Below are 13,910 nucleotides of genomic sequence, written 5' to 3'. Positions count from 1 at the left end.
GATCCTGAGCGCCCGGCGGGTGCCGTCGGGACGGGTGGCGTCGGCGCTCACGGCGGCGGGGCCGTGGGATGCGTGGTCGAGGTGCATGGGTGCGGCTCCTGGTCCGTGCGGGGCGGGGTCACGAGGCGAACAGGCGGACCCGGCGGGCCGCGTGCGCCTCGGCGGTGATGTCGAGGAGGGGGGCGGAGGCAGCGGGCAGTTCGTCGACGGTTCCGTGCGCCGCGGCGGCGGCCCGTTCGGCGATCCGGTCGAGGTCGGGGGCGAGCCGGGCGAGGGCGGCGGTGGCCTCGAAGGGGTCGAGGGAGAGCAGCCGGACGACGGCGGTGGCGGGGCCGCCGACGGATTCGTACGCCGCCGCGTACGCGGCGTCCAGCGGTGCGAGACCGGCCGACCGGGCGGTCAGGCCCAGCACCACCGGTTGGTGGGCGCCGCGCGGCCGGGCCGCGGCGAGCGCGTCGAGTTCGGGGCCGGGCCAGGTGGCGCGGGCCGCCCGCATCAGTTGCCGGCCGAGTCTGCGGGCGACGGCGCGCAGTGCGGGCGAGGGGGTGCGGGCGTCGGCGGCCTCGTCGAGGGCGAGCGGGTCGTGGCCGTGGGCGGCCGCCGCGGCGAGTGCGGCGGCCGTGAGCCCGGCGGTGTGCAGCCGGCCCCGGCAGAACGCGGCGAGGTCCCCGGCGTCGCGGACCCGTCCCTGTTCCACGGCCGCTTCGGCACCACCGGAGTGGGCGTGGCCCCCGGCGGGGAAGCGGCCGTCGGCGAGGACGAGCAGGGCCGCCCGGCTCATCGCCCGGTCCGTGTCGTCGGTCGTGGACGGGCGGACCGCGCCGTCCGGCGCGTGGCCCGTTCCATCGGTCGCGTGGTTCGTCCCATCGGTCGCACGTTCCGCATCAGAAGAGGAAGTAGCGCTGGGCCATGGGCAGTTCGGCGGCCGGGGCCGGTTCGACCGGCTCGCCGTCGATCGTCACGGCGAAGCTGTCGGGGTCGACGTGGACCCGTGGCAGCGCGTCGTTCTCCCGCATGTCGGCCTTGGTGACGCCGCGCGTGCCGGTGATGGGCACGAACCGCTTCCCGAGTCCGAGGCGTTCGGGCAGTCCGTCCTCGACGGCCGCGCCCGCCACGAAGTTGAGGGAGTTGGCCGCGGGGGAACGGCCCACCGCGCCGAACATCGGCCGGGGCAGCATCGGTTGCGGCGTCGGGATGGAGGCGTTGGCGTCGCCCATCTGCGCGTACGCGATCTGGCCGCCCTTGATGACCAGGTGCGGCTTGACGCCGAAGAACGCCGGCTCCCACAGCACCAGGTCGGCGAGCTTGCCCGTCTCCACCGAGCCGGTCTCCCGGTCGAGCCCTTGGGCGACGGCCGGGTTGATGGTGTATTTGGCGACGTAGCGACGCACCCGGTGGTTGTCGGCCCTCCCGTCGCCGGGCAGTGCGCCGCGGCGCTTCTTCATCACGTGGGCGGTCTGCCAGGTGCGCAGGACGACCTCGCCGATGCGCCCCATGGCCTGGGAGTCCGAGGAGATGATCGAGATGGCGCCGAGGTCGTGGAGGATGTCCTCGGCCGCGATCGTCGAGGGCCGGATCCGTGATTCGGCGAAGGCCAGGTCCTCCGGCACGGCCGGGTTGAGGTGGTGGCAGACCATCAGCATGTCGAGGTGTTCCTCGATGGTGTTGACGGTGTGCGGCCGGGTCGGGTTGGTGGAGCTGGGCAGGACGTACGGCTCCGAGACGACCCCGATGATGTCCGGGGCGTGCCCGCCGCCGGCGCCCTCGGTGTGGTACGCGTGGATGGTGCGCCCGGCGACGGCGGCGAGGGTGTCGGCGACGAACCCGGCCTCGTTGAGGGTGTCGGTGTGGATGGCGAGCTGGGCGCCCGTCTCCTCGCAGACGCCCAGGCAGGCGTCGATGACGGCGGGGGTGGCACCCCAGTCCTCGTGGATCTTGAATCCGAGTGCCCCGGCCCGCAGTTGGGAGTGCATGGCCTCGCGCGACATGGTGTTGCCCTTGCCGAGCAGACCTATGTTGACGGGGTACGCGTCCAGCGCCTCGAACATCCGGGCGAGGTGCCACGGTCCCGGTGTGACGGTGGTGGCCCTGGTGCCCTCGGCCGGTCCGGTGCCGCCGCCGACCAGGGTGGTGATCCCGGCGGAGAGCGCCTGGTCGACCAGGGTCGGCGAGATGAAGTGGACGTGGGCGTCGATGGCGCCCGCGGTGAGGATCCTGCCGTTGCCCGCGATGATCTCGGTCTCGGGGCCGATGACCAGGTCGGGGTGGACACCGTCCATGGTGTCCGGGTTGCCGGCCTTGCCCATACCGGTGATCCGGCCGTCGCGGATGCCGACGTCCGCCTTGACCACGCCCCAGTGGTCGATGATCACGGCACCGGTGACGACGGTGTCCGGGGCGCCCTCGGCACGGGTGGTACGGGCCTGGCCCATCGATTCGCGGATCACCTTGCCGCCGCCGAACACCGCCTCGTCCCCGGCGATTCCGGGTCCGCCCGAGCGATCCTCCTCGATCTCCACGAACAGATCGGTGTCGGCGAGCCGGATCCGGTCGCCGGTCGTCGGCCCGAACAGGTCGGCGTATCCGGCGCGGTCGAGCTCAGCCATCGAGGGCACCTCCGGTCACGCCGCGCAGGCCGGGGACGACGCGACGTCCGGCGAGGGGCACGAGTTCGACGTCGACGGGCACACCGGGCTCGAAGCGCACCGCGGTCCCGGCGGGGATGTTCAGCCGCAGGCCGTGGGCGGCCGAACGGTCGAAGCCCAGACCGGGGTTGGCCTCCGCGAAGTGGTAGTGCGAGCCGACCTGGACGGGCCGGTCGGCGGTGTTGAGCACGGTGAGGCGGGTGACGGGGCGGCCCTCGTTGAACGGCACGGGCCCGTCCGCGTACAGGATCTCTCCGGGAATCATCGGCGGCCCCCGTCAGACGATCGGCTCGTGGACGGTGACGAGCTTGGTGCCGTCCGGGAAGGTGGCCTCGACCTGGACGTCGTGGATCATCTCGGGCACCCCGTCCATGACGTCGTCGCGGCCGAGCACCGCACGGCCCGACACCATCAGTTCGGAGACGGTACGGCCGTCGCGGGCGCCCTCCAGCAGGTGCACCGTGATCAGCGCGACCGCTTCGGGATGATTGAGCCGCAGCCCGCGTTCCCGGCGTTTTCGGGCCACGTCGGCGGCCACATGGACGAGCAGGCGTTCCTGCTCGTGCGGGGTCAGTCGCACGCTTCCACCTCACAGTCCCGTGCCCGGCCCCGGGCACAGCGGGACACTAGCCGCGCTCAACAGACTGTTGAACGCCGTACGGGTGTCCCGCGGCGAGGTATTGCACGTTAGGGCCGAAGTTTTTCCGGCACGTTAACCGACCCTTTGCCGATCCATGGACGTACGGCTCGCATGCAGGCCGACGCAAGGGGACCGGCGCACGGGCCGGCCCGAGGGGGCCGTGGACCGGGGAGCCGGCGGGGCGGCCCCGCCGCACCCCTCAGCTGCCCGGCTCCCGGTGCCGGGAGTGTTCCGCCGCGATGCCGAAGCGCTGCCGTTCGCCGGGAGCGGACGGCGGGGAGCCGATCGAGGAGACCGAACTGATCGCCCGCTCCTCGGCCGCCGCCTCCTCGTTCTCGAGTCGTTCCAGGTCAGCGGCCGAGACCAGCGCCACCAACGGCTTGCCGTGCCGGGTCACGACCACGCGTTCGCCGCCGTAGACGACACGGTTGATCAGTTCGGCGAGCTCAGCCCGTGCTTGCGTCACCGGAATCTCATAGGCCATGCTCCCCATCATAACCTTCTGTACGTCCTGTACATTTTTTACAGAAGCATGTGCAGGCTGCCGTGCAGACCCGGAGGAGAGGCATCGCCATGCTGTTCCGCCCCACCGCCCGCCACGTGCTGCCCGAGTTCACCGAGCGCACCAGCAGCGGGACCCGCACCCTCGACCCGTACTCCAAGCTGCTCTCCGAGCGGATCGTCTTCCTCGGCACCCCGGTCGACGACGCCGCCGCCTCCGACCTGATCGCCCAGTTCATGTACCTGGAGCACGACGCCCCGGACCGGCCCGTCTCGCTCTACATCAACTCCCCCGGGGGCTCGTTCGGGGCCATGTCTGCGATCCACGACACGATGCAGTACCTCAGCTGCGAGGTGGAGACCTACTGCCTCGGCCAGGCCGGCTCCTGCGCGGCAACACTGCTCGCCGCGGGCGCCCCCGGCCGCCGCCACGCACTGCCCGGGGCCCGGGTGGTGGTGCAACAGCCCGCGCTCCCCGAGCCCCTGCGGGGCCAGCCGTCCGACCTGGAGATCGAGGCGCGGGAGCTGGAACGGGTCCGGGGCGTGCTCATCGACCTGTTGGCCCGTCACACCGGCCGCGACGCCGAACGCATCGCCACCGACATCGAACGCGACCTGGTCCTCGACGCGGCGGGGGCCAAGGCGTACGGCCTGGTCGACCACATCGTGACGAGCCGCAAGGCGTCGCTCCCTCCGCACGGCGCGCGGTGAACGCCCGATGCAGCCGCCCGACTTCCCGCCGCTGCCCGCACTGACCCGCGCCGAGGGGGAGTTCATCGACCACTACCTCGAAGTCCTCGACCAGCTGGGCCGGATCAACCCGGCCCGGGGCAGCGACACCTACGGCGCGTTGCGCGCCGCGCAGGCACTGGTCTCACGGGCCGGCGACCTGCGGGACGCACTGGCGCTGATGCACGAGCGCGGGGAGGCCCGGATCCATGCCGCCACCCTGGCCCGGGCGCTGCGCGTGCTGGACGGGGAGCGGCGGGCCGGGCGCGTCACCGTACCGCCCGCTCCGGCGAGTTGACCGGCGCCCGGCCCTTCGCGTCCGCCGGAGGGCGCGCCGCCCCTCCCGTTCCGGGGCACGGTGCGCGTCACTCAACTCCCGTACTCGACACGCCCGGAGCGCACGGCGAAATTCCTCGCTCGTTCGGCGTAGGGAGTCCCTCGTGCGAGGGACTTGCCAACTTGCGTTTTCTGCGTGACCAGTGGACGGAATCAGCCGTTCCGTCCCTGGTACGAGACCGGGTCGAATGTCCCGAACAGCCGTCGGAATCGCCATGTCCACTCGAACGGGTCAGTCGTGAGGAGCCTCACAAATCCCCGTTTCGGCTCGGAAATCCGACAGTGAGTGCGTCAAGATCCCCTGGACGACAAGCCCCCGCCACCGCGGCGGGGCGGTCCGGGCGGACGCCGAGTCCTGCCGCCGCCCGGATGCCTGGTCGACGGAAGTGGATCGGCAGGAGTGGAGGACCCGAGCACAACGGGTCGGCCGGAACATCGGTCGTCCCTCGGGGTGAAGCCGCCGAAAGCGGCCGGGCAACTTCGCCAGCCCGAACCCGACAGGTCATCCTTCACAGGCGGCTGACGAAGGGTTGCGCATGACTGCGCAGGTTCATGTCCCGTCTCTGCTCGCCCGGGCCGGTACGGCCTCGGTTCTGACGCTCGCCGCCGTCGGCGGCACCATGCTCGCCCCGGGTGCCACGACGGAGGCCCAGGCCGCGACCCGGTCGATGAAGGCACTCAGCATCGCCGCGTCGAAGAAGGGTTCGCCCTACCGCTGGGGGGCCACCGGCCCCAACCGTTTCGACTGCTCCGGCCTGACGCTCTACTCGTTCAAGAAGGCGGGCAAGAAGCTGCCCCGCACGGCCCAGCAGCAGTACAACAAGACCCGTCATGTCTCGGCCTCGAACCGGCAACGCGGCGACCTGGTCTTCTTCCACTCCGGCCGCAGCATCTACCACGTGGGGATCTACGCCGGGAAGGGAAAGATCTGGCACTCGCCGAGGACCGGCGCGGTGGTCCGGCTGGAGAAGATCTGGACCAGGAGCGTCTACTACGGGCGGGTCCGCTGAGCCACGCCCGGCGGCCCGGGGGCACTTCCCCGGGCCGCGCCCCGGACGGGCGACGGCGGCGCCCACCGCCCGTCCGGCCCGTCCTCAGCCGCGCACGGCACCGGGCCACGGGAGCACGATCCACACCGTCTTGCCACCGTCGGCGGTGGGGGTGACCGTGAGCCGTCCCCCGCATTCCTTGGCCAGGGTCCTGATGATGACCATGCCGCGCCCGTTGTCCTGCTGGACGGCCGCGGGCAGTCGCCGGGGCCAGCGCGGATGACTGTCCGTCACCCCCAACGACAGTTGCTCCTCCCGGTCCAGCCGGAGGTCCACCGTGAAGGTGGGCGACTGCCCGAAGGTGTGCTGGACGGCGTTGGTCGCGAGTTCCGAGACGATGAGCCGGATTCCGTCGGCGAATTCGGTGCCGTCGGCCAGGCCCCATTCGGTGAGCACCCTGGCCACGTACTTCCGGGCCGCCGCGACCGATACCGGCTCGCTCGGCAGAGTGACGCTTGCTTCCTGATGATCCGCCATGGCAAGCCGCCCCTTTCCCACCCGGACCGACCGGCTGTCGGTCCGGGTCGTGCTTCGCGCCAGATTGCCACCGATGCTGCCCTCTGCAACGGTGATCCACCAAGATATGCATATATCTGTCGCTCGATGCGGTGAACCCTGTCACGCGAAACCGCAGGAGGGCGACAGACTGTCCGTTCGGCGGGCGAGGGAGGGAGGCCGCGGATGCGGCACGGTCCTGCGGTACGGCGTCGCAAGCTCGGGGAGGAACTCCGGAGCCTGCGCCACACATCGGGGCTGACCAGCCGGGACGTCGCGCGGATACTCGGCTGGCACCAGTCGAAGATCAGTCGGATCGAGACCGGTGTCAGCGGGGTGCGGCCGGCCGATGTGACCCGGCTGCTGGACGCCTACGGCGTGGACGACACCCAGTTGCGGGATCTCCTGACGACGCTGGCGGGTTCGGCGGGCGGGGGCGGCACCGGATGGTGGCACGCCTATCGCGGCCTGATCCCGCCCCAGTACCGCGACTTCATCAGCCTGGAGTCCCAGGCTCGGACCGCGCGCACCCTGGAGACCTCGGTGGTGCCGGGGCTCCTCCAGACGGCCGACTACGCGCGTGCGGTGACCCGGGCCTCGCTGGACGGACTGCCCGCCGCCCGGCTGGACTCACTGGTGGAGGTGCGCCTGGCCCGGCAGGGAGTGCTGCGCAACGATCCGCCGCTGCGGCTGAGCGCGGTGCTCGACGAGGCGGTCCTGCGGCGGGAGGTCGGCGGGCGACGGGTGATGAGGGATCAGTTGCGTCATCTGGCCCGGGTGGCCCAACTCCCCCATGTGCAACTCCAGTTGCTGCCGTTCTCGGTCGGCGGCTACGCCGGGCTCACCGGCCCTTTCGTTATTTTCTCATTTCCGAACACTTCTGATCTCGACGTGATTGTTCTTGACCACTTGACGAGTAGCCTCTACCTGGAGCGGAAAGAAGACCTTGAGGCGTACAGCTCGGCCTTCCGCACCATGCAGGCACACGCGCTGTCGCCCGAGCACTCGTTGGACCTCATCGCCGCGATCGACCGCGGCGACCGGTGACTTCGGACCGCCCGAGAGGACGTCATGATGTCGGATTGCCTCGCACAACACGACTTACGGTGGCGGCGCAGCAGCCGCAGCACGGGTATGAACAACTGTGTGGAAGCCGCTCCGTCCATGGACGGACGGCTGGCCGTACGGGACTCCAAGGACGTGTCCAGGCCACCGCTGCGGTTCTCCGCGGTGGCCTGGACCTCCTTCGTCTCCGGTCTGTGCCGGGATCCGTTCAGCTGATGGGGGCGGTCCGCCGCACGGTCGTCACTGCCGCGTCGATCTGCTCCTCGGTCAGGTCGGCGCGCGCGGTCAGTCGCAGCCGGGACACCCCGTCCGGCACCGACGGCGGCCGGAAGCAGCCCACGAAGACCCCGGCGGCACGGCAGTCGGCGGCCCAGCGCACGGCGGCCTCCGCCGACGGGGCGCGCACCGACACCACCGCCGCGTCGGGGCGCACGGCGGTCAGGCCGGCCGCCGTCAGCCGCTCGTACAGGGCGGTGGCGACCTCACGGGCCCGGCCGGCGCGTTCCGGTTCCCGGCGCAGCAGCCGCAGGCCGCCCAGTGCGGCGCCCGCCGCGGCCGGTGCGAGCCCGGTGTCGAAGATGAACGTACGGGCCGTGTTGACCAGGTGCTCGATGACCCGGGCGGGGCCGAGGACGGCTCCTCCCTGGCTGCCGAGGGACTTGGAGAGGGTGAGCGTGGCGACGGTCCCCGTGCCGCCCGCGAGACCGGCGGCGGCGAGTGCGCCGCGACCGCCTTCCCCCAGTACGCCCAGTCCGTGCGCGTCGTCGACGAGCAGCGCGGCGCCCTCCGCGCGGCAGACCTCGGCCAGGCGGGGCAGTGGTGCCGCGTCGCCGTCGACGGAGAAGACCGAGTCGGTGACGGCCAGCGCCCGGCCGCCGTGCGCCCGCAGTTCCTTGCGCACGGCGTCGGGGTCGGCGTGCGCGACCACGGCGGTCTCGGCGCGGGAGAGCCGGCAGCCGTCCACGATCGAGGCGTGGTTGCCCGCGTCGGAGACGATCAACGAGCCGCGTCCGGTGAGCGCCGTGACGGCCGCGAGGTTGGCCGCGTAGCCCGACGACAGCACCAGGGCCGCTTCGAAACCGCAGAAATCGGCCAGCTCACGCTCCAGTTCGGCGTGCAGTGCGGTGGAACCGGTGACGAGTCTGGACCCGGTCGCACCCGCGCCCCACCGGTGTGCGGCCTCGGCCGCGGCGGCGGTGACCTCGGGGTGCCGCGTCAGCCCCAGATAGTCGTTGCTCGCGAGGTCCAGGACGTCGGACCCGGCGGACCGGGGGCGGAGCGTGCGGACGAGCCCGGCGTCCGCGCGGCGGCGCGCCTCGTCGTCGATCCAGCCGAACGGGTCGAGGGGCATGAGCAATCCCTTTTGTAGGCAGCTCACAGACCCTAACCGCGGGCGCCACAGGTCATGGTGTGGCAATACACACACCCTCGACAGGCTCTGTTGTCCGGTTCCTCCTTGGCTGCGGGCCGTGCGGTAGGCCAGGATCATCGCCATGGACCTCCTGAACACGCTGGTGGACAAGGGGCTGCGGCGCGAGCTGCCGACCCGCGAAGAAGCACTCGCCGTACTGGCGACGTCGGACGACGATCTGCTCGAAGTGGTGGCCGCGGCCGGAAAGGTGCGCCGTCAGTGGTTCGGGCGGCGCGTGAAGCTGAACTATCTGGTCAACCTCAAGTCCGGCCTGTGCCCCGAGGACTGCTCGTACTGCTCGCAGCGGCTCGGTTCGAAGGCCGGCATCCTCAAGTACACCTGGCTGAAACCCGACGAGGCGTCCAAGGTCGCCGCCGCGGGCGTGGCCGGCGGTGCCAAGCGGGTGTGCCTGGTGGCGAGCGGTCGCGGTCCGACGGACCGTGACGTCGACCGGGTGTCGGAGACCATCGAGGCGATCAAGGAACAGAACGAGGGCGTCGAGGTGTGCGCCTGCCTCGGTCTGCTCTCCGACGGGCAGGCCGAACGGCTGCGCTCGGCGGGCGCCGACGCGTACAACCACAACCTCAACACGTCCGAGGGGACGTACGGGGAGATCACCACCACCCACACCTATGCCGACCGGGTGGAGACCGTGCAGCAGGCGCAGGCCGCCGGGCTGTCGGCGTGTTCCGGGCTGATCGCCGGGATGGGCGAGAGCGACGCCGATCTGGTCGATGTCGTCTTCTCGCTGCGCGAGCTGGACCCGGACTCGGTGCCGGTGAACTTCCTGATCCCGTTCGAGGGGACTCCACTGGCCAAGGAGTGGAACCTCACCCCGCAGCGCTGCCTGCGCATCCTGGCGATGGTCCGGTTCGTCTGCCCGGACGTGGAGGTACGGCTCGCGGGCGGGCGCGAGGTGCATCTGCGCTCGATGCAGCCGCTCGCCCTGCACCTGGTCAACTCGATCTTCCTGGGCGACTACCTCACCAGCGAGGGGCAGGCGGGTCAGGCGGACCTGGACATGATCGCGGACGCCGGTTTCGAGGTGGAGGGCGCGGACACCACGACGCTGCCCGCGCACCGCGCGGAGTCCGGCGGCGGCTGCGGTTCGCACGGGGGCGGCTGCGCGCCGTGCGGCGACGCGCCCGAGGAGACCGCGGCTGCTCCCCAGGAGGCGTCGGCCGCGCGCACGGACCTGGTGGCGGTCCGCCGCCGCGGTGCGGGGACGGATCTCGCCCCCAATGCGTGAGGCCCTCTCCCCGGCCGAGCTGCGCGCCCTGGACCGGGCCCACGTCTGGCATCCGTACGGCCCGATGCCGGGCCGGCAGGAGCCGCTGGTCGTGGAGTCCGCGTCCGGGGTGCGGCTGCGGCTGGCCGAACAGGTCCACGGGCAGCGCGAATTGGTGGACGGCATGTCGTCCTGGTGGTCGGCCGTGCACGGATACAACCACCCGGTGCTCAACGAGGCGGCCCGCGGCCAGCTGGACCGGATGAGCCATGTGATGTTCGGCGGGCTGACCCACGAGCCCGCCGTGCGACTGGCCACCCGGCTGGTCGAGATCACCCCGGAGCCGCTGCGGCACGTGTTCCTGGCCGACTCCGGGTCGGTCTCCGTCGAGGTCGCGGTGAAGATGTGCCTGCAGTACTGGCGCTCGGCCGGGCGACCGGCCAAGCAGCGGCTGCTGACCTGGCGGGGCGGCTACCACGGGGACACCTGGCAGCCGATGTCGGTGTGCGACCCGGAGGGCGGGATGCACGAGCTGTGGTCGGGCGTCCTGCCCCGGCAGGTCTTCGCCGACGCGCCCCCGGCCGGTTTCGACGCGGAACCGGACGCCGCGTACGCGCGGCACCTGCGGGAGCTGATCGCCGAGCACGCCGACCGGCTGGCCGCGGTGATCGTGGAGCCGGTGGTGCAGGGCGCGGGCGGAATGCAGTTCCACTCCCCCGCGTACCTGCGGGTGCTCCGCGAGGCGTGCGACGCCCATGACGTCCTGCTGGTGTTCGACGAGATCGCCACGGGTTTCGGCCGCACGGGCGAGCTGTTCGCCGCCGGGCACGCGGGGGTTTCGCCCGACGTCATGTGCGTGGGCAAGGCTCTGACCGGCGGCTATCTGACGATGGCGGCGACGCTGTGCACCTCCCGGGTGGCGGAGGGCATCTCGCGCGGCGATGTGCCGGTGCTCGCGCACGGCCCGACGTTCATGGGCAACCCGCTCGCCTCCGCCGTGGCCTGCGCCTCCGTCGACCTGTTGCTCGGCGGGGACTGGCGGCGGGAGGTGGAGCGGATCGGCACGGGGCTGCGGGACGGCCTCGCCCCGGCGGCGGAACTGCCGGGGGTGCGGGACGTACGGGTGCTGGGCGCGATCGGCGTCGTGCAGCTGGACCACGAGGTGGACATGGCGGCCGCGACCCGGGCGGCGGTGCGGGAGGGCGTGTGGCTGCGGCCGTTCCGCGACCTCGTCTACACGATGCCGCCGTACGTGACCGACGACGAGGACGTGGCGCGGATCTGCCGTGCCGTGCGCGCGGCTGCGCGGGAGGGCTGAGATGACCGTTCTGGTGGTGACGGGCACGGGCACGGAGATCGGCAAGACGATCGTGACGGCGGCCGTGGCTGCGGTGCGCCCGGACCGTTCCGTCGCGGTGCTCAAACCCGCGCAGACAGGGCTCGCGCCGGGTGAGCCGGGGGACGCGGCCGAGGTGGCGCGGCTGGCCGGTGGTCATGTCACCGCGGTCGAACTGGCGCGTTTCCCCGAGCCGTTGGCGCCCGCCACGGCCGCCCGCAGGGCGGGGCTGCCTCCGGTGCGGCCGCACGAGATCGCCGACGCGGCGGAGAAACTGGCGACCGAGCACGATCTCGTGCTGATCGAGGGCGCGGGCGGTCTGCTGGTGCGGTTCGACGACGAGGGCGCGACCCTCGCCGACGCGGCCCGGCTGCTGGCCGCCCCGGTGCTGGTCGTGACGCCCGCCGGGCTGGGCACGCTCAACACCGCGGCACTGACCTCGGAGGCGCTGCGGGCCCGGGGGCTCGAATGCCGCGGCCTGGTGGTGGGCAGCATGCCCGCCGAGCCGGACCTGGCGGCGCGCTGCAATCTGGTGGATCTGCCGGTGGTGACGGGCGCGCCGCTCCTGGGCTCGGTACCGGCCGGTGCGGGCGCGCTGGCGCCCGCCGACTTCCGTGCGCGGTCCGGGAGTTGGCTCACCGCGGAACTGGGCGGAACCCGGCCGCCCGGCTGAGCGGTCGTACCGTACGGAACGGAGCGGGCCGGGCGGGGAGAATTCGCCGTGCGGAGCGGGAAGAATCCAAGGAGAGCCGCACTCTTCGCTCGTGCGCCTGGCCGAGGAGGTCCGTCATGCGTCTGCGCAGCACGAGAATCCCGCAGGACGCGGTGCACCACCCCGTCTTCGCCCGGTTCTACGCCCGGGTGAGCGTGATCGCGGAGACCAGGGCGGGGCTGGGCGCGGTACGTGCGGAGCTGCTGGCCGGGCTGTCCGGCCGGATCATCGAGGTGGGCGCGGGCAACGGGCTGAACTTCGCGCACTACCCGCCCGGGGTGGCGGAGGTGGTGGCCGTCGAACCCGAGCGCGGTCTGCGGCAGTTGGCGGTGCGGTCGGCGCTGCGCGCCGGCATTCCGGTGGACGTGGTCCCGGGCACGGCGGAGGCGCTGCCGGTCAGGAGCGAGGCGTTCGACGGAGCCGTCGCGTCGCTGGTGCTGTGCACCGTACGGGATGTGGAGCGCTCGCTCGCGGAGATCGGGCGGGTGCTGCGGCCCGGTGGTGAGCTGCGCTTCTTCGAGCACGTGCGGGCCGAGGGCCGGGCCATGGCGCTGACGCAGCGGGCACTGGACCGTACGGTCTGGCCGCTGCTGACGGGCGGGTGCCATACGGCGCGCGACACCCTGGCGGCCATCGAGGGGGCCGGGTTCGTGGTGGAGTCCTACCGCAGGGTCAGGATGCCGGAGCGGGGCGTCCAGCTGCCCACCTCGTCGTGTGTACTGGGCACGGCGCGGCGAACGGACGCGCCGGACTGACCTCCCGGGCCGCCTCCTGGTCCGGGCCGCCCGGCCGTCGCGCCGTCACGGACCGGGGCGGGTGCTTCACCCGCCGTGCCGTGCCACCGCTGTGCGGTGCGGTCACAGGCTCCACTGGCGCAGCTCGTCGGCGATGGCCCGGACGTCGGCCTTGCCCTCCTTGACCAGCCTGGCCAGATCGCGTACCTGCTCGGGCGAGGTGATGACCTTGAGCCCGGAGGCCACGAGGTAGCCGTACGCGACGGCGGAGGAGAACATCGCGTTGGAGTGTTCGAGCGCAGGGACGTGGAGCAACAGCTGCAGGAGTGCGGCGGCCCTGGTGTGCGGGTCGCTGTAGACGGGACTGCCGAAGATCTCGGCCTCATGACGGGCCACCGCGGCCACGAGCGCGCCCCAGTCGACGACCTGCGGATCGCCGGGGGTCTTGTGCTCGGCCACCATGAGCAGCCAGGACAGGTCGATCTGGAGGTTCAACGCGTGCCTTTGCGCTCCGGGCCGAACTCCTCGGCGAACACCGACTCGTACTGCTTCATGAAGTCGGCCGCTGCTTCGACGAAGGTGTGTCCGACCTCGCCCGCGTCCTGCCGCACGAGCTCCTCTATGTAGCGGTTCACGCTCATCCCCCTTTGCAGCGCGCGTTGCCGCGCGGCCTCGGCGGTGGCCTCGTCCACTCTCACGTTCAGCTGAGTCTTGGGCACGAGACAACGCTAGCGCGCTTGCGCTAGCACCGGCAACAGCTGCTCCCGGTGCCCCGTACACCCGTCGGCCACCCCTCATGAAGGGCCCGAAACGGCCTCCCGGGTGTGATGCCACCCATAGGAGCCACGTCACATACCAAGGCGCTTAGTAGTGACGGGTCCTCTTCGGCGGCTCCAGATCGCCGCCAAAGCTCGCATTTCGGACATTACTCCGCATTCGGGTAGTACGTCACATCATTGACCCCTGCCGGGGCCGCCGCTAACCATGGCTGTCATCGCGGAAACCGCCGGACCGGCCGAGCACGCACGA

18 protein-coding genes and 1 riboswitch are annotated in these 13,910 nt (G+C 71.9%); of the genes, 9 read left to right on the top strand and 9 right to left on the bottom strand.

Features of this window, described 5'->3' with window-relative positions; all coding sequences use genetic code 11:
- Positions 1-118 precede the first annotated feature (118 nt).
- From ABZZ04_RS38670 to ABZZ04_RS38650, 5 genes are all read right to left on the bottom strand, one after another.
- The gene (locus ABZZ04_RS38670) at positions 119-781 is read right to left on the bottom strand and encodes an urease accessory UreF family protein (RefSeq protein WP_356936926.1); all 663 of its coding nucleotides are present in this window, start codon (positions 779-781) and stop codon (positions 119-121) included.
- 103 nt (positions 782-884) lie between these two features.
- Positions 885-2,606, bottom strand: a complete 1,722-nt coding sequence (locus ABZZ04_RS38665; protein WP_356936925.1) for an urease subunit alpha — start codon at positions 2,604-2,606, stop codon at positions 885-887.
- A complete protein-coding gene (locus ABZZ04_RS38660; RefSeq protein WP_356936924.1) occupies positions 2,599-2,910 on the bottom strand; it encodes an urease subunit beta in 312 nt (103 codons plus the stop codon). Before ABZZ04_RS38660 ends, ABZZ04_RS38665 begins: the two co-directional genes overlap by 8 nt.
- Positions 2,911-2,922: 12 nt before the next feature.
- Positions 2,923-3,225 (bottom strand): urease subunit gamma, encoded by a 303-nt coding sequence (locus tag ABZZ04_RS38655; protein WP_148837849.1) that lies wholly within the window; start codon positions 3,223-3,225, stop codon positions 2,923-2,925.
- Positions 3,226-3,484: 259 nt separating this feature from the next.
- Positions 3,485-3,769 (bottom strand): type II toxin-antitoxin system Phd/YefM family antitoxin, encoded by a 285-nt coding sequence (locus ABZZ04_RS38650; RefSeq protein WP_356936923.1) that lies wholly within the window; start codon positions 3,767-3,769, stop codon positions 3,485-3,487.
- 92 nt (positions 3,770-3,861) lie between these two features.
- Here ABZZ04_RS38650 and ABZZ04_RS38645 point away from each other — a divergent pair, with 92 nt between their 5' ends.
- From ABZZ04_RS38645 to ABZZ04_RS38635, 3 genes are all read left to right on the top strand, one after another.
- Entirely contained in the window at positions 3,862-4,497 is a 636-nt protein-coding gene (locus ABZZ04_RS38645; RefSeq protein WP_356936928.1) for an ATP-dependent Clp protease proteolytic subunit, read from the top strand.
- Between the two features lie 7 nt (positions 4,498-4,504).
- Positions 4,505-4,813 (top strand): hypothetical protein, encoded by a 309-nt coding sequence (locus ABZZ04_RS38640; protein WP_148837847.1) that lies wholly within the window; start codon positions 4,505-4,507, stop codon positions 4,811-4,813.
- Between the two features lie 390 nt (positions 4,814-5,203).
- Positions 5,204-5,384, top strand: a riboswitch (cyclic di-AMP (ydaO/yuaA leader).
- Positions 5,385-5,387: 3 nt separating this feature from the next.
- On the top strand, positions 5,388-5,861 hold the full coding sequence (locus ABZZ04_RS38635) for a C40 family peptidase (protein ID WP_356936922.1): 474 nt from the start codon (positions 5,388-5,390) through the stop codon (positions 5,859-5,861).
- Positions 5,862-5,945: 84 nt separating this feature from the next.
- Here the strand turns inward: ABZZ04_RS38635 and ABZZ04_RS38630 are convergent, their stop codons facing one another.
- Positions 5,946-6,377, bottom strand: coding sequence for an ATP-binding protein (locus ABZZ04_RS38630; protein WP_356936921.1), 432 nt, complete (start codon positions 6,375-6,377; stop codon positions 5,946-5,948).
- A 204-nt stretch (positions 6,378-6,581) separates the two neighbouring features.
- On the opposite strand from ABZZ04_RS38630, the gene ABZZ04_RS38625 reads away from it, so the two are divergent.
- Positions 6,582-7,442 carry a helix-turn-helix transcriptional regulator gene (locus tag ABZZ04_RS38625; protein WP_356936920.1) on the top strand — a complete coding sequence of 287 codons (861 nt, stop codon included), beginning with the start codon at positions 6,582-6,584 and terminating at the stop codon, positions 7,440-7,442.
- A gap of 27 nt (positions 7,443-7,469) precedes the next feature.
- Positions 7,470-7,676: a DUF397 domain-containing protein gene (locus ABZZ04_RS38620; protein ID WP_356936927.1), complete on the top strand. Its 207-nt coding sequence runs from the start codon at positions 7,470-7,472 to the stop codon at positions 7,674-7,676.
- On the opposite strand, the gene ABZZ04_RS38615 is transcribed toward ABZZ04_RS38620, so the two are convergent.
- A complete protein-coding gene (locus ABZZ04_RS38615; protein WP_356936919.1) occupies positions 7,669-8,811 on the bottom strand; it encodes an 8-amino-7-oxononanoate synthase in 1,143 nt (380 codons plus the stop codon). The genes ABZZ04_RS38620 and ABZZ04_RS38615 overlap by 8 nt on opposite strands.
- A gap of 142 nt (positions 8,812-8,953) precedes the next feature.
- Here ABZZ04_RS38615 and bioB point away from each other — a divergent pair, with 142 nt between their 5' ends.
- The 4 genes from bioB to ABZZ04_RS38595 all read left to right on the top strand — a co-directional run bounded on the left by bioB (position 8,954) and on the right by ABZZ04_RS38595 (position 12,902).
- On the top strand, positions 8,954-10,120 hold the full coding sequence (gene bioB / locus ABZZ04_RS38610; protein ID WP_356936918.1) for a biotin synthase BioB: 1,167 nt from the start codon (positions 8,954-8,956) through the stop codon (positions 10,118-10,120).
- Complete coding sequence (locus ABZZ04_RS38605; protein ID WP_356936917.1) at positions 10,113-11,417, top strand: adenosylmethionine--8-amino-7-oxononanoate transaminase; 1,305 nt, start codon at positions 10,113-10,115, stop codon at positions 11,415-11,417. The genes bioB and ABZZ04_RS38605 overlap by 8 nt, the downstream gene beginning before the upstream one ends.
- A 1-nt stretch (position 11,418) precedes the next feature.
- A complete protein-coding gene (gene bioD, locus ABZZ04_RS38600) occupies positions 11,419-12,108 on the top strand; it encodes a dethiobiotin synthase (protein WP_356936916.1) in 690 nt (229 codons plus the stop codon).
- A gap of 116 nt (positions 12,109-12,224) precedes the next feature.
- Positions 12,225-12,902, top strand: coding sequence for a class I SAM-dependent methyltransferase (locus ABZZ04_RS38595; RefSeq protein WP_356936915.1), 678 nt, complete (start codon positions 12,225-12,227; stop codon positions 12,900-12,902).
- Positions 12,903-13,004: 102 nt separating this feature from the next.
- Here ABZZ04_RS38595 and ABZZ04_RS38590 read toward each other — a convergent pair whose 3' ends face one another.
- Together ABZZ04_RS38590 and ABZZ04_RS38585 are read right to left on the bottom strand one after the other, a co-directional pair.
- Positions 13,005-13,376 carry a fic family toxin-antitoxin system, toxin component gene (locus ABZZ04_RS38590; protein ID WP_356936914.1) on the bottom strand — a complete coding sequence of 124 codons (372 nt, stop codon included), beginning with the start codon at positions 13,374-13,376 and terminating at the stop codon, positions 13,005-13,007.
- Entirely contained in the window at positions 13,373-13,600 is a 228-nt protein-coding gene (locus ABZZ04_RS38585) for an antitoxin (RefSeq protein WP_093551072.1), read from the bottom strand. Before ABZZ04_RS38585 ends, ABZZ04_RS38590 begins: the two co-directional genes overlap by 4 nt.
- Between the last annotated feature and the right edge of the window lie 310 nt (positions 13,601-13,910).

Source organism: Streptomyces sp. NPDC006435 (assembly GCF_040612315.1).
Classification (GTDB): domain Bacteria; phylum Actinomycetota; class Actinomycetes; order Streptomycetales; family Streptomycetaceae; genus Streptomyces.
Note: the sequence above shows the minus strand (reverse complement) of the source record. Positions and strands in the feature narration are given on the sequence as shown.